The organism is Enterococcus gallinarum NBRC 100675 (assembly GCF_001544275.1).
GTDB lineage: Bacteria > Bacillota > Bacilli > Lactobacillales > Enterococcaceae > Enterococcus_D > Enterococcus_D gallinarum.
The window spans coordinates 64,322-80,469 of the sequence record NZ_BCQE01000014.1 but is presented as its reverse complement, the minus strand read 5'-3'; the positions used below and the strand labels follow the sequence as shown (position 1 = coordinate 80,469).

The 16,148-nt window shown below is 40.5% G+C and carries 11 protein-coding genes; 3 read left to right on the top strand and 8 right to left on the bottom strand.

The features are described 5' to 3' along the window. Window positions 1-158: 158 nt before the first annotated feature. Together EG2_RS19595 and EG2_RS19590 are read right to left on the bottom strand one after the other, a co-directional pair. Window positions 159-3,473 (bottom strand): Spy0128 family protein, encoded by a 3,315-nt coding sequence (locus EG2_RS19595; protein ID WP_255210076.1) that lies wholly within the window; start codon window positions 3,471-3,473, stop codon window positions 159-161. After that, window positions 3,422-5,671: an Ig-like domain-containing protein gene (locus EG2_RS19590; protein WP_249024293.1), complete on the bottom strand. Its 2,250-nt coding sequence runs from the start codon at window positions 5,669-5,671 to the stop codon at window positions 3,422-3,424. Before EG2_RS19590 ends, EG2_RS19595 begins: the two co-directional genes overlap by 52 nt. 378 nt (window positions 5,672-6,049) lie before the next feature. On the opposite strand from EG2_RS19590, the gene EG2_RS09530 reads away from it, so the two are divergent. Next, the gene (locus EG2_RS09530) at window positions 6,050-7,480 is read left to right on the top strand and encodes a helix-turn-helix domain-containing protein (protein WP_060814521.1); all 1,431 of its coding nucleotides are present in this window, start codon (window positions 6,050-6,052) and stop codon (window positions 7,478-7,480) included. 29 nt (window positions 7,481-7,509) lie between these two features. Here the strand turns inward: EG2_RS09530 and EG2_RS09525 are convergent, their stop codons facing one another. The 4 genes from EG2_RS09525 to EG2_RS09510 all read right to left on the bottom strand — a co-directional run bounded on the left by EG2_RS09525 (window position 7,510) and on the right by EG2_RS09510 (window position 10,756). Then, window positions 7,510-8,187 carry an NADPH-dependent F420 reductase gene (locus EG2_RS09525; RefSeq protein ID WP_060814520.1) on the bottom strand — a complete coding sequence of 226 codons (678 nt, stop codon included), beginning with the start codon at window positions 8,185-8,187 and terminating at the stop codon, window positions 7,510-7,512. Further along, a complete protein-coding gene (locus tag EG2_RS09520; protein WP_060814519.1) occupies window positions 8,187-9,239 on the bottom strand; it encodes an LLM class flavin-dependent oxidoreductase in 1,053 nt (350 codons plus the stop codon). The genes EG2_RS09525 and EG2_RS09520 overlap by 1 nt, the downstream gene beginning before the upstream one ends. A gap of 172 nt (window positions 9,240-9,411) precedes the next feature. Beyond that, complete coding sequence (locus tag EG2_RS09515) at window positions 9,412-9,774, bottom strand: TIGR02328 family protein (protein ID WP_060814518.1); 363 nt, start codon at window positions 9,772-9,774, stop codon at window positions 9,412-9,414. A 13-nt stretch (window positions 9,775-9,787) separates the two neighbouring features. After that, window positions 9,788-10,756, bottom strand: coding sequence for an NADP-dependent oxidoreductase (locus EG2_RS09510; RefSeq protein WP_060814517.1), 969 nt, complete (start codon window positions 10,754-10,756; stop codon window positions 9,788-9,790). A gap of 228 nt (window positions 10,757-10,984) precedes the next feature. Here EG2_RS09510 and EG2_RS09505 point away from each other — a divergent pair, with 228 nt between their 5' ends. Together EG2_RS09505 and EG2_RS09500 are read left to right on the top strand one after the other, a co-directional pair. After that, window positions 10,985-12,064, top strand: a complete 1,080-nt coding sequence (locus tag EG2_RS09505; RefSeq protein WP_060814516.1) for an ABC transporter substrate-binding protein — start codon at window positions 10,985-10,987, stop codon at window positions 12,062-12,064. A gap of 1 nt (window position 12,065) precedes the next feature. Then, window positions 12,066-13,667 (top strand): amidohydrolase, encoded by a 1,602-nt coding sequence (locus EG2_RS09500; RefSeq protein ID WP_060814557.1) that lies wholly within the window; start codon window positions 12,066-12,068, stop codon window positions 13,665-13,667. A gap of 326 nt (window positions 13,668-13,993) precedes the next feature. On the opposite strand, the gene EG2_RS19950 is transcribed toward EG2_RS09500, so the two are convergent. Beyond that, window positions 13,994-14,299, bottom strand: coding sequence for a prepilin peptidase (locus EG2_RS19950; RefSeq protein ID WP_409359865.1), 306 nt, complete (start codon window positions 14,297-14,299; stop codon window positions 13,994-13,996). Between the two features lie 217 nt (window positions 14,300-14,516). After that, complete coding sequence (locus EG2_RS09495) at window positions 14,517-15,998, bottom strand: helix-turn-helix domain-containing protein (RefSeq protein WP_060814515.1); 1,482 nt, start codon at window positions 15,996-15,998, stop codon at window positions 14,517-14,519. Window positions 15,999-16,148 lie beyond the last annotated feature (150 nt).

Below are 16,148 nucleotides of genomic sequence, written 5' to 3'. Positions count from 1 at the left end.
GCTGGTTTGACAAGGTGGGGTGCCTCTGTTTATCTTTTGTTACGCAAAAGGTAAACAGAGGTTTTTTGTTCAGCAAGACCTCTTTCAAAAGAAAAAGACCCCCTGATCCGTTTCCAACATAGGAAACCAGATCAAGGAATCTTTGATCGTTTAGCTAGTTACTTTCTTTTCTGTCTGCGATATACCACTACTACAATGCCTACTAGTAACAAGCCTACTAACATCCAGCTGATTTGATACGTTTCACCGGTTTTTGGCAGTTCGTTTTTCTTCGTCGGTGTTTTTGTATTCTGATTTTTTGCTGGATCAGGAGCTTTTCCTGGCGTGTAGCTGTTAGTAAAGATTGGGTCACTACCATAATCTGCTTTCGCTTCCAATGTTCCGTTTTGATCTTTGACATTTACGGTCACTGGAATCTCTGCGTCATCATAAGTGATCGTACTGTCTTGTCCCGCTTTTTCACGGATCGTGTAATTGTAGTCACCAGCTTTGTCGTACGGAATCGCATCGAAGTAGACTTTCCCTGTGCCGTCATTGGCTTGGCTTTGGATTACCTTTCCTTCTTGATCGACTAACTCAAAGGTGAACTCTCCTGCTACCAGTGAGCGTCCAGTCAAGACTTTCTCGGCTTCCAACACCACACTACCAGCTTTTGGTGTGTAAGTGTTCGTGAAGACGGCATTGTCTTCGTAGATCGCTGTCGCTTCCAATTGTCCGTCATTGTCTTTGACGCTTACTGTTACTGGAACTTTAGTAGTGTCATAGTCAATCGTGCTATCTTCTCCACCTTTTTCACGGATCGTATAGTTGTACTCACCGGCTTTGTCATACGGAATCGCATCGAAGTAGACTTTCCCTGTACCGTCATTGGTTTGGTTTTGGATTACCTTTCCTTCTTGATCGACTAATTCAAAGGTGAATTCTCCTGCGATTAGTGAACGACCAGTCAAAACTTTCTCAGCTTCCAGTACTACACTACCAGTTTTTGGTGTGTAAGTGTTCGTGAAGACGGCGTTGCCTTCATAGGTCGCTGTTGCTTCCAATTGTCCGTCATTGTCTTTCACGTTTACAGTCACTGGCACTTCCGTATCATCATAAATGACTGTGTCATCTTGACCCGCTTTCTCACGGATCGTGTAATTGTAGTCACCAGCCTCTTCATATGGAATCGCATCGAAGTAAACTTTTCCGCTACCATCGTTGGTTTGACTTTGAATTACTTGCCCCTCTTGATCGACTAATTCAAAGGTAAATTCTCCTGCGACTAGTGAACGGCCAGTCAAGACTTTTTCAGCTTCCAGCACTACACTACCCGCTTTTGGTGTGTAGTCGTTGGTAAAGACCGCATTACCTTCATAACTAGCTGTTGCTTCCAATTGTCCTTCATTGTCTTTGACGCTTACAGTTACTGGAATCTCGGAGTCATCGTACGTAATCGTACTGTCGTCACCGACTTTTTCACGGATCGTATAGTTGTACTCACCGGCTTTGTCGTATGAAATCGCATCAAAGTAAACATTTCCGCTACCATCGTTGGTTTGGCTTTGAATCACTTGTCCCTCTTGATCGATCAATTCAAAGGTAACTTCCCCTGTTACCAGCGAACGACCGGCTAATATTTTATCGGCTTCCAATACTACACTGCCAGCTTTTGGTGTATAGGTATTGTTAAAGACCGCATTGCCTTCATAACTGGCGTAAGCTTCCAGTTGACCTTCATTGTCTTTCACATTTACAGTCACTGGCACTTCAGTCGTGTCATAATCAATCGTACTGTCATCACCAGCTTTTTCGCGGATCGTATAGTTGTACTCACCGGCTTTGTCGTACGGAATCGCATCAAAGTAAACTTTTCCGCTACCATCGTTGGTTTGGCTTTGAATCACTTGTCCTTCTTGATCGACTAACTCAAAGGTGAATTCACCATCTACTAGCAAGCGACCAGTCAACACTTTTTCAGCTTCCAGCACTACACTGCCGGCTTTTGGTGTATAGATGTTAGTGAAGACGGCGTTACCTTCATAGGTGGCATTGGCTTCTAGCTGTCCATCGACATTTTTCACCTCTACTTTGACATTCAATCTTGTGTGATCGTAGTCAATCGTAGGATCATTTCCTTCTTTCTCATAAATCGTATACGTATAGATACCTTCCTTTTGATAGGTGATTTCATCAAAGAAAATATCTTCAGATTCATTTCGCTTTTCTTGTAAGATATTGTTGTATTCATCTTCCAACACAAAAGTGAACTCTTCATTTTTTAACGAACGACCTTCTAACAGCTTCTTAGCCGATAAGGCTAGACTGGTCTCTCTGGCTTCTTTTTTGTTTGCCAATTCAAAAATATAATCAACTTGTTGACTAGAAATAGTGAATGTATATTCGTTTTCATCTCGTTGATACCCATTTGGCGCCGCCGTTTCTTGGATTTTATAATTTCCGTAGCGAAGGTCGGATAAACGATCTACTTCTTTTTCTCCTTGAATCAGCTTGTTGTTTTTAACAATGAGATCAGGAAAAATAATTTCATAATTTCCTTCAGCATTTTGGCGACTCAGTTGGAAATGTGCCTCCTCAGAAATCCCACTATCTTTATCGCTTTCGGCGTCATATTTGATGATTGCCAATGAGCCATTCGTTCCAGTAGAGGTGCCGCTACCGTTGGTTGATTTGACTGTCACATCTTTCGTTACTTGATGAATTTCAGTGGTACCGCCCTTGAGAGTGGCATCATTAGAAACAATCTCATTATTACGTATCCCTGGATCAAGTTTCGTTTGATAAACAATAAAGTAAGGACTGTCAATGTCTTGCTCAAAAGCAATACTTAAAGTAAAGGTACCATTACTACCATCTGTCGTGACTTTCGGATTGTTTTCATTGTTGAAAGTGACTTTTTCACCTTTTTCCCATTGATTTCCTACTTTGACAGCTTTGTAGACATCCACGATTACTTTTCCTGTTTCATCATACAAGAAAGCTTGTTGATTATAGTTGATCGTATCCTCTACAACGGCATTCTTGATCGTTCGGCTATCTTGGTTGATCAAAACTTCCCAGTCCAGCAAACGATTGTTCTCGGTATTTTGGACACCTGTCTTACTGATCCAGCTATCTTTAGCAGATTTATCCACTTGTGCTTCTGCTTTCAGCGTAGTATCGCCATCTGTTAAAGAAATCATGTTTTTATATCTAAAGGTATCTTCCGCAGCATCAGTTGCGATGAAAACGGCGATTGTTTCCGAGGTGTCTTTCAGCAACTCGATACTGATTTTTTTAGTAACAGGATCATAAGTCAGCTTATAGTCATCCTCCGTTAATTTTTCTTTCAGAGACTTCACTTGATTCCCAGTTCCAGAAACTTCCACCGAATAAACAGATGCCTCTCTGAATGTTTGCCCTGCCTGTAATTGGTCTTCGATCACAGTTCCTTGATGAAGTGTTGATTTGTAGGTATTGAATAACCCATCCAAAACACTTGATCACTAGAAGCAATGTTTTCTGAAAAGACATTTGGGAAAGTTTTACTAAACACCGCTTGGAGATAAGCTATCACATCGCCGCCTTTAGGAATGAAGAGACCGGCTTTTAATGCATTCAATATCCAAGTCGTATCCAGCCATGAATTGGCTTGCGCTGCTTCGGTGAATGAGTGACCATCGATCTCATATTCCGCAAACGCAGCATTGGTGAATCGTGTTTGAGACCCACCTAATTCAATCTGTTTAGGAATGTTAAAAGTTGTTTTGAATTTTACAGTGAATTTGTCTGATGTCTTCGTATTACTTCCTTTGAGCTTGATTTGAAATCCTGATTCATATTCAAAACTATTTTGACCCGAGGTAGTGGCGTGCAACTTAGTCAACTCATACTCCGAAGCATCTAAGTCTCTGCTTACTCCGGCTTTATTGGTTGCGGTAATAACCAATGAATCTTCAATCAATTCTAGTGCACTGATATTTGTTCCTGCAATTTCTTGATAGCGATCGGTAATGACTAGATTGGCTATTTCTTGATTGGTTTGGTTGACCACTACTTGCCATTGCATAGTTTGATCTTGATAGTTCTTGACACCAGCCGTTTTCGTCACACCAATTTTGCTGGTTGGTGTCACTGTTCCCGATCCAGTATACGAATTTGTTTTGTCATCTTTGACCGTGAGGTAATTGGTGATTCTGGTACTCGTTAAAACAGGATCAAAGAGTTGTGTCTCATAACGAATGATGTATTGTCCCGCATGATCAAAGACCATTTGAAATTGAACTAGCTGATCCTCTTTTTTGATTTCTCCTGCCTCATTAAAATGCCAATCATTCGTAACACTATTGTCACTCTTGTTTTTCACCACTATCGAGTCAGGCACTAAATAATGTAATGCATTCTCTGAAAGAGTTCCAGAATACGTTTTGTCTGTCATCACTGCGCCATCCGTACTCAGATCCAATGAAACTTCCCACATTGCTCGTCCGGTGGTTTCATCATAGCCTAAGAAGCGTTTATACTCTGAGGATTCATGATAGCTAACAGTTGCTTCTGCCGATTTATCATGAAAATTATCCCCCGTAATTTGGGCGATGTTCTTAAAACTTTCAATAGAAGTATCATTGACCACACTGTTGATTTCAATTTTAACCGGTCGATCAATTTTCTGATTGAACGTAAAAGTTCCCGTTGTCGAATTATAGGTATACAGATTCGTGGTTCTGACCCAATTTTGTCCGTCATAAAGATAGCCGTAAGAATGAGAATAGGATAGCCCCTGAGGCAGTTTATCTGTTACAACGACATTATCGAGGTTTTTTCCTTCCATATTAAAAATAATTTCCCAAACCACAGAACCACTGGCGTTGACGGTTCCGCTCTTTGTGATATCTATTTGGTAAATAGGTAGAGTAATCAGAATTTCTTTACCGTCTCGATCATAAATCCCGGTTTCGATCACTACGTCGTCGGTTTGAGACGTCACTTTTAATTCTGTTTCTAAAGTAATGGTCCCGCTTCTGCCAGACAAATTTTCTGCAGCTTCATTAAAAACAATCTTTAACTCACCGCTTGAGCTTAGATAAAATTCACCAAGCGAACCACTGCCATCAGAACGCTCAAGTGTTCCAGACACTTCGTTATGGACTGCAAAATAACTTGGTAACTGATAGGTATAGTAGTCTCCGCTTTTGATTTCTTCTTGGTCAGACAAAGACCAATCAAAATGTATTTTGACATTATCGTTATAAAATGGTGGATTGCTCTCAGTAAATGGCTGATCATCCATATCTGTGATGCTTACATTATCAAACAATTGTAAGCCACGAGCGTTTAAGTTAGGATCAGCAGCATAGGGAACGACTTCCTGCTCAACTGATTCACTGGGTGCTCTTGGCTGAATACTATTCCGATTCAGCTCCTCAGATGAAGACTCAGGTGTCGTAGTAGTGGTCGCTTTTTCCGTTTGACTGTTTGAGGTATCTTCGACTGTTTGACTAGTACTCTCCGCGTTTTCTGAAATTGTTGTTGACTCTTCCGTTTTTGTATCTGTCGCAGGTGGATTCGATTGATTCGTTTGACTTTCAACTTCTATATTTGAAACCATTTCAGCTACTGCAATTGCCGGTGTACAAAAAGTCGCACCTAACAAAATCAACAAGCTCAAATATGCACATAACTTCTTATTCATAGTGATTCATCCTTTCTAAAAAAACAACTGTTACTTTTTAGAAAAACTTAATTTTTTACTTTTCTAAAATATAAGTCTTTCTAAAAGAACCAACCAATAAAATTATTTATGATGGCACCGTACTGCGCATTCTTCCCTCTTTCTTCCGAAGACAGCATAACGATTGATATAGCTAGACCAGAACCTTTTTTTTATTCAATAACATACCTTTTTTATAGAAAATCAGAAACAAATATCAATAAAAAAGCGTGTGTTATCTCACCCTTATTTTCCCAAATTTGGCACAAACTAAGTGTTCAAAAAAAATCATTTTTCAAATATTTTTGACTATTTGGAAAAACGTGCTACCATCAATACATAACTGATTGGAGGAAAGCTATGTTCAGAGGTTTATTGTCAACTGCTTCACAAATAAAATTGCAGTTGATTGAAAGTTTGTTGCATGACCGTCACTGTTTTATTGCTGATTTGCTGGATGAATTTGACCTGTCTTTGTCGTTATTCAGAAAGTATGTGACAGAGATCAATCACGATCTGTCCTTTCTTCAAATAAATATAGACAATCATTCCCAAGTGAGTCTGGAATTCCATTCTTTCGCTTCTCGATCGGATGTCTATAGTTTTTTCTTGGCTGACTCTTCTGCTTTCAAACTCTTGGAACTTCTGTTTTCATCCCACTTTTCCAGTTATGAGACACTAGCGATTGAATTGAATCTGAGCAAATCCTCAATTATTCGTTTAATTAAAAAAATCAACGAGGTCATACGTCCTTTTGATTTTCATATAGAAAAAAAGCCTATCCGCATAGCTGGAAATGAAATTACTATTCGCCAGTTTTACATGGTTTTCTTTTTGGAGAAATACCAACATGAGTTTAGAGATGCCAGTAAAAATCAGGAACAAGAATTTTTAAAAGTTGCACAACTTTTGGCTGAAGTTACTCCATTAAAGCTGTATTTTTCTGACATACGAAAAATAGCGTTTATCATTTATGTACATAGTAAACGGGAGAGGCTTTTTGCCACGGAAGTTCAATCGAATAAAATTGAATATTTTCTAGAAAAAATCGACCTCGCTGAATTCTCTCGCTACAAACGATCTTATTTAGAAAAAGTTATGGGTTATCTGACTTCTCATATCACAGCCGACCCAGCTATCTATAAACAAGTAAAAAAAATCTTCTATCAATTGACTAAACAAATTTTTCTTAAATACCATTACACCGAAACAGACTTTCAAGAAAAATTGGATGCTGTTAGTTTCAAATATTTGCTGGAAACGAATTTGAATGTTCCCTATTGTATTTTGAATGATCGCTTGGCCCGTTTTGTTGATAACTGCGATTATGTCCAGCGAGCAATCAACAAGGATATTGTTCAGCTAGTGACTCATTCTGAATTACCGGCGATTCGCCCTGCTACGATCAACCATTTGATTTATATTTTTCATACTTCTTTTCCACTATTTACAAAACAAATCATTGATCAACATGCAGATTATCATCTCGCCTTGTTCTACGATACCAATAGCGACCATACGGAAATGATCCGAACACAAATCAAACAGTTCGTCCCCTATGACCTGAAAATCACGATTCTCAATCCGTTAGATTCTTTTTCAATCCCTGCTGTCAAAGCAACCTATGATTTGATTATCGGAAATATTGTCCCTCCTTCTCAGAAAGTTCCTTTCAAAGCAACAGACATCTTTATTACACGAAATGAGATTGGCTATATCGCAAACAGTATTCAAGAAAAAGCGATCCAGCAGATTGAGAAACAAAAAGAACCTCTTAGCCCTACTCACTGAAAAAGTGAGTTTCGCTAAAGAGGTTCTTTTTAATTTTGTCGTTCGAGTAATTGTTTGCCTTGAGTACTCTGATAAAACGTTTCAATTAAATGATTTAAATTTGTTTTTGTCTCACTGGCGCCAAAAAGCTCACCGCCAGGTTCTAGCATAAGGCCATTGGCTAGAGGACCAATCACTACCGGATCAAAGCCAAAGTCGTCAACGATTTTGGCCGTTTGAGACATTGATTCCGGATCATCACCAGCGATTGCCATGGCTTTTCTGGCTGGTGAACCAGCCGGCCGAGCTTCGTCTTGAACATCATGATAACCCATATGGTTGAATGCCTTGATAACTCTGCTTTGGTCAAAATATTTTTGGACCCTTTCTGAAGATGTTTCTTCAACACTCGAATACGTTTCGCTGGTTCCATCAACTTCCCACCAATAGTTCATTGCATCGATCACAAGTTTACCAGCTAGCTGCTCTTTGGGAATCGACGGATAGTTGCTTAAAGGAATCGCTAATAAAATGACTGGCATTTCCGTCAGGATCTCTGAGACATTCTTCACCTTTGCACCTGGAGCAAGGATTTCAACAGCTAGCGCATTCTTTTCCGCTGGCTTTCTGCTAGCGATCCAGACCTCATACCCAGCTTCTGCTCCTAATTTTGCTAAAGCCAACCCCAACTTGCCGGCTCCTAAGATACCAATTCTAGATTTTCCCATTATTTTCCACCTGATCTCAATAGTTCTTTGACCCTAGGGATTACTTTTGTACCATAAAGTTCGATAGTCCGCAAACGGTCTTTTTGTAATTGTCCCCCGGTTCCATAAACAAGATCAAACCGTTCGACGCCGACTTGCGGCATCGTTCGCGCAATTTTTTGTGCCACAGTCTCAGGACTGCCTACATAGTAAGAGCCATGTTCTACTTCAAAATCGAAACGTTCTTTCGACATCTCGGGCCAGCCACGGTCTTCTCCGATTTTATCCATACTTTTCTTGATATAGTGCCAACCGATTTCGTACGCTTCCTCATCCGTCTCAGCAATCACCCCATGGGAATGCATCCCTACCGGAAGAATCGGTTTGCCCATTTGTTGCGCTGCTTTTTGATAAAGTTGTACATACGGGGCAAATCGAGCAGGCTCCCCGCCAATGATTGCCAGCATAACTGGAAAGCCGTAGCGAACAGCACGAATAATCGACTCCGGTGTTCCTCCCACACCAATATACGTATCAAGTGTTCCTTCGAGTTTTGGATAAACTTCGGCATTCTCTAAAGATTGAGTGAATTTGCCTTTCCAGGTCAGTGGCTCCCCTTTAAGGAGTTCGTGAAACATCGCTACTTTTTCTTCAAATAATTCTTCATAGTCTTGTAGATCATAGCCAAATAGTGGAAAAGATTCAGTGAATGACCCTCGTCCTAACATGATCTGCGCACGACCATTTGAAAGGGCATCAACTGTTGCAAATCGTTCATAGACCCGAACTGGATCATCAGAACTTAATACAGTTACTCCCGTTCCTAATTTGATTCTTTTAGTGACCATTGCCAGCGCAGCTAGTACGGTGTCTGGACTTGAGATTGCGTATTCTTCTCGATGGTGTTCGCCTAATGCGAGGATATCGACACCGACTTCATCGGCCAACTTTCCTTCTGCAATAATATTTCTCAATGATTGGCTGTAACTGATTCTTTGATGGGTTTGGTCATCAAAGGCAAGATCGCCAAAGGTATCTAACCCAAATTCTAATTGTTTGTTATTGATTGTCATGTCATTTCCCTCTTTTCAAATACTTCCTGCATTCACTATAACAACTTCTTTTTATTAACGCGAAAGATATGCTTACTTTTTGTAAGTTGAACATGTACGAATTGTTTTAGAAAGTAAAAGCGCGTCCTTGCTTCAAACAAGAACGCGCACTTTTTTGTTTTTTAATTAGCCATCAGAGATAGATCCCTTTGCTTCTTAAATTAGCTAAACACTCCTCTAAATACATTGCTGTATGTTCAGGATAAATAGGGACTGATTGCTCAATCGGCTCTAACACCTGATAAGGAGGTGTCTTTTGACCGCGATAAGTAGGCTCTAACCACGCTGCTGCTGGACGGTATCCCCGATGCTGCATCTCTGCCATGACGAGTAGATGGTATTGATACAACTTATTTGGAGAATGATCAAAAACATAATCGACTGTCGCATGTTTCTTTCCCCAGCCAGCGCCTCTCAGCGCTGCTACTTCCCGATGCTGTCCCAGCAATTGCTGCCGGGGTAATTTAGGCAAAAGTGCTTCATGCCACAATCTCATTTTCTCTGTTCCTCTACTTCACTTGATTATTATCCAGATTCTCTTGGTTGTCGAGCACGATTTTCCCTACCGCATGGTGTGTTTCACTTAATGCATGGGCATCATAGACACCTTGACGAGTCAATGGGAAAGTTTCGCCAATCACACTTACTAATTTGCCATCAGCCATTAGTTTAGCTAATTCACTTAACTGTTCTCCATTTGTACGTAACCAAATTGCTTTTGCTTCAATTTGTTTTGTTGCGGCTAATGTTTCATCTTCAATACTCAATACAGAAATTAAGCGGCCATGCTCTTTTAGAACGGAGAAGCTTTTCTTTTGGATCTCGCCACCCATTGTATCAAAAACTAAATCAATGTCAGAAAGAACTTCTTCGAAATCCGTTGTATGGTAGTCGATCACTTCATCTGCACCTAATTTTTTAACAAGTTCATGATTGCGAGGACTTGCCGTCGTGATGACATAGGCGCCGGCATTTTTCGCAAGTTGAATGGCGTAGGTCCCAACTCCGCCAGCTCCGGCATGAATCAACACTTTTTCGCCAGCTTTTAACGAGCCATGATCAAATAGAGCTTGTAATGCAGTCAATCCTGCTAGAGGCACAGCTGCAGCTTCAGTGAAGGCAATAGATTCTGGCAGAGGTGCCAATAAGTTGGTATCCACGATCGTATAATCCGCATAGGTCCCAAATCGTGTCGTCTCCGGACGAGCGAAAACCCGATCGCCAACGTGATAGTCTTTAACTTTCTGACCAACTTCAACGATTTCTCCAGCAACATCCCATCCCAGAATAATCGGAAATGGCCAAGGAAACATTTGCTTCAAGTATCCTTCGCGTAATTTCCAGTCAATTGGGTTGATCGAAGTTGCTGCAACTTTCACCAACACTTGATCCGCACCAAGTTCAGGTAGTGAAACTTTCGCTTCTGCTAGTTTTTCTTTACCACCATATTCATTAATAACAACTGCTCGTGTTTCCATGCAAATCACTCCTTGAGATTATGTAAATGAGCTTCCGTCATTTTTCTAAAGAAACGAAAGGTCTCTTTCATAGCTTAGGCAATGATCCCTGATTTTACAAATGATTCGACTTTCCCATTTCTATCAGAAAAAGCAGTTTTTTCACTGATTAACTTTTTATTGCCTTTTTAAAAGGTTTCATTTATTCTACAGGAATAAGAATGTGATAAGAAAGAAGGAATTGATGAATTGAAAAGATTGCACGTTTTTTTTGGCGGGATCATTGCGATCCTAGGTATTCTTTTTGTTGGCAAATCTGTACTGTCCAATGAAACAGGAAGTGCATCAGCAAACGATGCTAACACGGTTATTATTTATAATTGGGGAGAATATATTGACCCCGATCTGATAAAAAAATTCGAAACTGAAAGTGGCTATTCAGTGATTTATAATACATTTGATTCGAATGAAGCAATGGAAACAAAGGTCAAACAAGGCGGTACCAGGTACGATTTGATTTTCCCCAGTGAATCGATGATTCCTAAAATGATTGAGGAACAGCTGCTGATTCCTTTAGAACATGATAAACTCGTCGGCAGTGAAGATCTTTCTGATTTTCTGATGGATCAGCGCTTTGACAAAAACAATCATTACTCTATTCCTTATTTTTGGGGAACTATTGGAATCATGGTTAATAGTGACCAAATCGATCCTGCCACCATTCATGGCTGGGCAGATTTATGGCGCCCGGAATTTGCCAACGATATTCTAGTTGTTGATGGTGCAAGAGAAACGTTAGGAATGGCTTTGCAGACTTTAGATCTTTCTCAAAATGAGCTAGATACAGCAAACCTTCAACAAGCCGTCAAGAAATTGGAAGGATTACGCCCCAATGTCAAAGCAGTCCTCACTGATGAGATCAAGACATTGATGATCAACAACGATGCACCGATCGGCATTGGCTATTCAGGAGATGCAGCGTATGTCATGTCTGAGAATCCTGCTATAACCTATGTCGTCCCTGATGATGGTGGGGCTATCTGGACAGATAACTTTGCGATTCCAAAAACAGTCGGCAATCTTGAAGGAGCTTATGCGTTTATCAATTTCATGCTGCGTCCTGAAAACGCCGCTCAAAACGCTGAGTATGTCGGTTATGCGACACCGAGTGAGACCGCGAAGCAACTGCTACCGACTGAATTGACCTCCAATAAAGCTTTCTATCCAGAGCCGGAAGCAATGCAACAGATGGAACACTACGAATACTTAGGAAAAAATGCCGTTGAACAGTACAACGATCTTTTTCTCGAATGGAAGTTGGGATTATAAAATGCATATATTATTGAAGTCTTCCTACATTTTTGATACAGAAAGAAAAACGACCTTTGCTGGTTTTATTTTGATTGAAGGAACTAGGATCAAGGATGTGGGTCCTTTGGATGCCACACCGACCAACTTACCTGCTGAAACAACGATCATTGATTGTCATGACCAAATGATCATCCCTGGCTTTATCGATGCCCATATTCACTTTTATCTTTCCGCTTTGCTTCATGCAGGGCATTTAACTCATGTTACTGGAACAACTGAAGAAGCAGTTGCCCAGCAAGTACCGCAAATTCCTGTGACCCATGGCTGGAAAATTGGGATTGGTTGGTTCAGCAGTGACTTTGGACAACAAGTCTATCCCACAAAAGCAACGATTGATCACTATTGTGATGAGGTACCCGTCATGCTGATCTCAGGAGACGCCCACAGCATTTGGTTAAACAGTAAGGGAATGGAAACCTTAGAAATCACAACCGATTCAGTTCCTACCGGAATCAGTGGAGAAGCATTGATGGAAGATGGCGAATTGACGGGTTGTTTTCTTGAGGCAGTTGCTATTAATTACTTGGCGGAGGTGCTGCAATCTTTTCAAGCCAACAGTCACTCAACGTACCTTTCTTACATGAAGCAGCTCAATCGTTATGGCATTACCACAATCGGCGATGTTGCCCTGACTGGCGAAAGCTGGGACGACTTGATTTATCCAGAGCTTTACCAAAAAGTTGCCGAAAAAGCGACTTTACGGGCGGTTTTTTACCCTGCGATGCGTACGGAGATAGAGCATTTAACTGATATCTATCAAAACTATCGATCTGAGAAAGTCCAAATGGGCGGTGTGAAACAGTTCTTTGATGGTGTAACGAGTACCCATACTGCTTTGTTGAAATCGGAGTACGAAACGCCTTACTTTACTGGTGATATTGGTATGCCGCTGATTGCCATCGAAAAAATGCGCCAGTTGATTTTCTTGGCAAACCAGCAAGATTGGCCGATGCGCATCCATACGATCGGTGACCAAGCGATCCATCAAGCGTTGTCTTTTTTTAATGAAAGTCATGCGCGCTCCCCTCTCTCTGCCGGTAAAAATAATACACTGGAGCATTTGGAAGTCATGGATCCTGCAGATCTTTCTTTAGTGGCACAAGACAATTTAGTTCTTTCTGTTCAACCTAGTCATTTATTAGTCGGCTATGAAACGTTAGATGAAGAAGTAGGTCCGCAACGTGCTAGTCAAATGTTTCCTTTTCAATCCTTTTTGGCCCACGATGCTGTAGTAGCATTTGGAACCGACAGCCCAGTAGTGATCGATGTGTCTCCATTGGATTCGATCTATTATGCAGTGGCTAGAAAAGAAAAAAACGGCTCTCCAGTAGAAGGATTGATGCCCTCTGAAGTGATGAATGTGGCGGATGCTCTGGTTGCTCATACCGCTGATGCAGCTCGGGCACTCAGTCGACAAGACATTGGTTTGATCAAAGTCGGGCAGTTGGCTGATCTTTGTATTCTTTCAAAAAACATTCTTCCCCTTTCTGAAAAAGAGCTACTTGAGGTAGAAGTCACTGCAACCATTTTTAACGGTGCATTTGTCTATCAAAAAGACTAAACTTCGCAACAAAATTTTTAGCCCATTACATGCAATATCCCTTGAATACCCGAATAATGGTTGATCTGCTCCTCTAGTCCGCTGGATCTCATCGAAGTCCCCGGCTGACTTTGCGCTAGTCAACCTTGTTATTCGGGTGTTTTTGTCACAAAACACCTAATGACCCCAAAGTTACTTTCCAATTAGCGGCTTCCATTTGGCTGCTTCCATGCCAAGATATGTTTACTCTTTATTACTGATCGCTGCGATTTTTTTGATTCGATTGTTCTTATTGAATGCTTTCACTCCCTCATTTATTCCTTTCATCTCCTCTATTTCTCAATCCCTCAAAGAATATACAAAATGACTAACAGGACTCCTCCAATGATTTCACTTATTGGATAGTTGCGACTAATAGGTACGGAACAAGTCCTACACTTTCCCCTTAATAGAAAAAATGACCAAATCGGGATCAGATGCCATGGGGCAAGTATCTGTCCGCAGTTTTCGCAATGAGAACGACCTCCTAGTGATTCCTGACGAGGCAAACGATAGACAACGACCATCAAAAAAGAACTAAGACAGCTGCCAATGAAAAATAGCAAAAAAATAGGTAACAGCAAATCGATTTTCAAGCAGAATACTCCTCTCACTTTATTGCTAAATCAAACAAAGAGCCTATTCATAAACAAATACGCTCTTCTAAACAATAAGTATTTTATTCTGTAGTGACATACTTTGGTCTGTTGCTATCCAAGCAGAACCTCATTACCAGATTTGTATCGTATTTTTGATTGGATGTGTCTCTAAATACGACTCACTTATTTGCTTCTGTTAATACTGTTTTGCTTAGTTGCGAGAAAATAAGTGTTATTGACCATTTCTTAATGAAAATTCTTTGATAATACGAGGATTAATCTCTCGCAATAACCGATTCCAATCCTCTGCGTCTGGAATCGAATGAAAAAGTAAATACCGTCTTCCAATCAGTTGTTCACTGACATATTCACTATAATTTGTCACTACCAGATCAATATGATTTTGTTCCAAATAATCTAAGTTCATTTCTAATGCATTAGGGAAGAACAGGTGTTGAAACCGACCAAGATATTTGATTGCGGCTGCTTGAATATTTTGACAAACAAGACTGTTTCCTTCCAATAAAAAAGCAATATTCTTGGGTGTCCCCCAATGGATTTCCTGTAAAGAGTCCATAAAAAGCACGGCCATCACGGTGATTTCTGTCACCGGCGTCTTGCCGCCTGTCACTCGTTGATGATGCTCAGAAAAAAAAGCCAAAAAATCCGTATACATATGAAAAAATTTTCTTTGAACGACTTCATGAACGTCGTGTATGTTCCGATTCGTAACCGGTGATAATTGCTCTTTTAGATACAACATGGTAAAAAAGGAGCGGACAAAAACAAGATCCCGTTCCCGATCATTGCTTTGTTGACCAAAAGCAACTAAAAACTGTTTGGCGCTATCGGTAATCGCTTCATGAGGTTGAAGTTCACGCACAAACTGGTTTTCCCCATCAAGATCTGTCAAGGAGCGCCGACACAAAATCATCACATAAAGATACAATAGTTCTTCTACTGATAAACGTTTGCCAGCGAATTCCTCGATCACATCATTGATGACTGAGAAGCGCTGGAAGGCCTCTTTCTCTTTTAGGGATTGGATCATCTCTGACTCAATAACCAAGTTCCCCTCACGTTCTAAAGTGATCATAAGCGTATAACTAAAATCCCCCAAGGAAATATTTGGATAGCTGCTGAAGAAATGCTTTCTTTGTAAGGCAAAGGCAATCTCGTGAATCGCGATCGATGGTAAGACCGTATGGGGTGTGATTTCTGATTCATAATAAAAGTCATGAAAGAAACTGCGTATATCGACTTCTTTTCCAATGAAGTCTACTTTCTTTGAGGACAGTGTCAGTTGGTAACGCACTAATTCATTTTCCACCATTTTAAAATAGCGCAGTAAACTGCTTTCTGAGAAATGAAGTTGGTCTGCCCACTCGCCTATATCTTTGATCTGCTTTTGAAAAATCCCTTCCATAATGTGAAAGAGTGGTTCATTTTTAAGCAGAGCTCGTTTTTCTTTTTGGTATTCCTCACGGATCGTTTCTTTGAAAAAATAACCTGCTGTTGTGTTTTCAATTAGGATCGATTGCCGAAAATATTGCCGAATGCCGGTGATATCGGCAATGATTGTCCGAGAAGTGCTTTTTGTGATCTGGGCTAATTCTTTGACTGAACGAGTCGGCGTTCGCTCGAAAGCGTGCAAGATCTTCAGCCATCTCACAGTTTCTTTGTTGGTCATAAATTTTAGTTGAAAGTCCTTCATCCCTTTTCTCCTCCTGATTGTTCAGTGGTCTTATTACTAAAATAACTGTTCACATCTTTCGTATATGTTCCTTCACTTATTATACGCTCTGTGAAGGAATTATAACCGACTCCAGGCTTTTAGCAGGCACCTGCTTTCATGATTTATACG

Bases quoted from the DNA above. Each gene is read 5' to 3' on its own strand.
- EG2_RS19590 (WP_249024293.1), bottom strand. From the start codon at position 5,671: ATGAATAAGAAGTTATGTGCATATTTGAGCTTGTTGATTTTGTTAGGT.
- EG2_RS09530 (WP_060814521.1), top strand. From the start codon at position 6,050: ATGTTCAGAGGTTTATTGTCAACTGCTTCACAAATAAAATTGCAGTTG.
- EG2_RS09525 (WP_060814520.1), bottom strand. From the start codon at position 8,187: ATGGGAAAATCTAGAATTGGTATCTTAGGAGCCGGCAAGTTGGGGTTG.
- EG2_RS09520 (WP_060814519.1), bottom strand. From the start codon at position 9,239: ATGACAATCAATAACAAACAATTAGAATTTGGGTTAGATACCTTTGGC.
- EG2_RS09515 (WP_060814518.1), bottom strand. From the start codon at position 9,774: ATGAGATTGTGGCATGAAGCACTTTTGCCTAAATTACCCCGGCAGCAA.
- EG2_RS09510 (WP_060814517.1), bottom strand. From the start codon at position 10,756: ATGGAAACACGAGCAGTTGTTATTAATGAATATGGTGGTAAAGAAAAA.
- EG2_RS09500 (WP_060814557.1), top strand. From the start codon at position 12,066: ATGCATATATTATTGAAGTCTTCCTACATTTTTGATACAGAAAGAAAA.
- EG2_RS09495 (WP_060814515.1), bottom strand. From the start codon at position 15,998: ATGAAGGACTTTCAACTAAAATTTATGACCAACAAAGAAACTGTGAGA.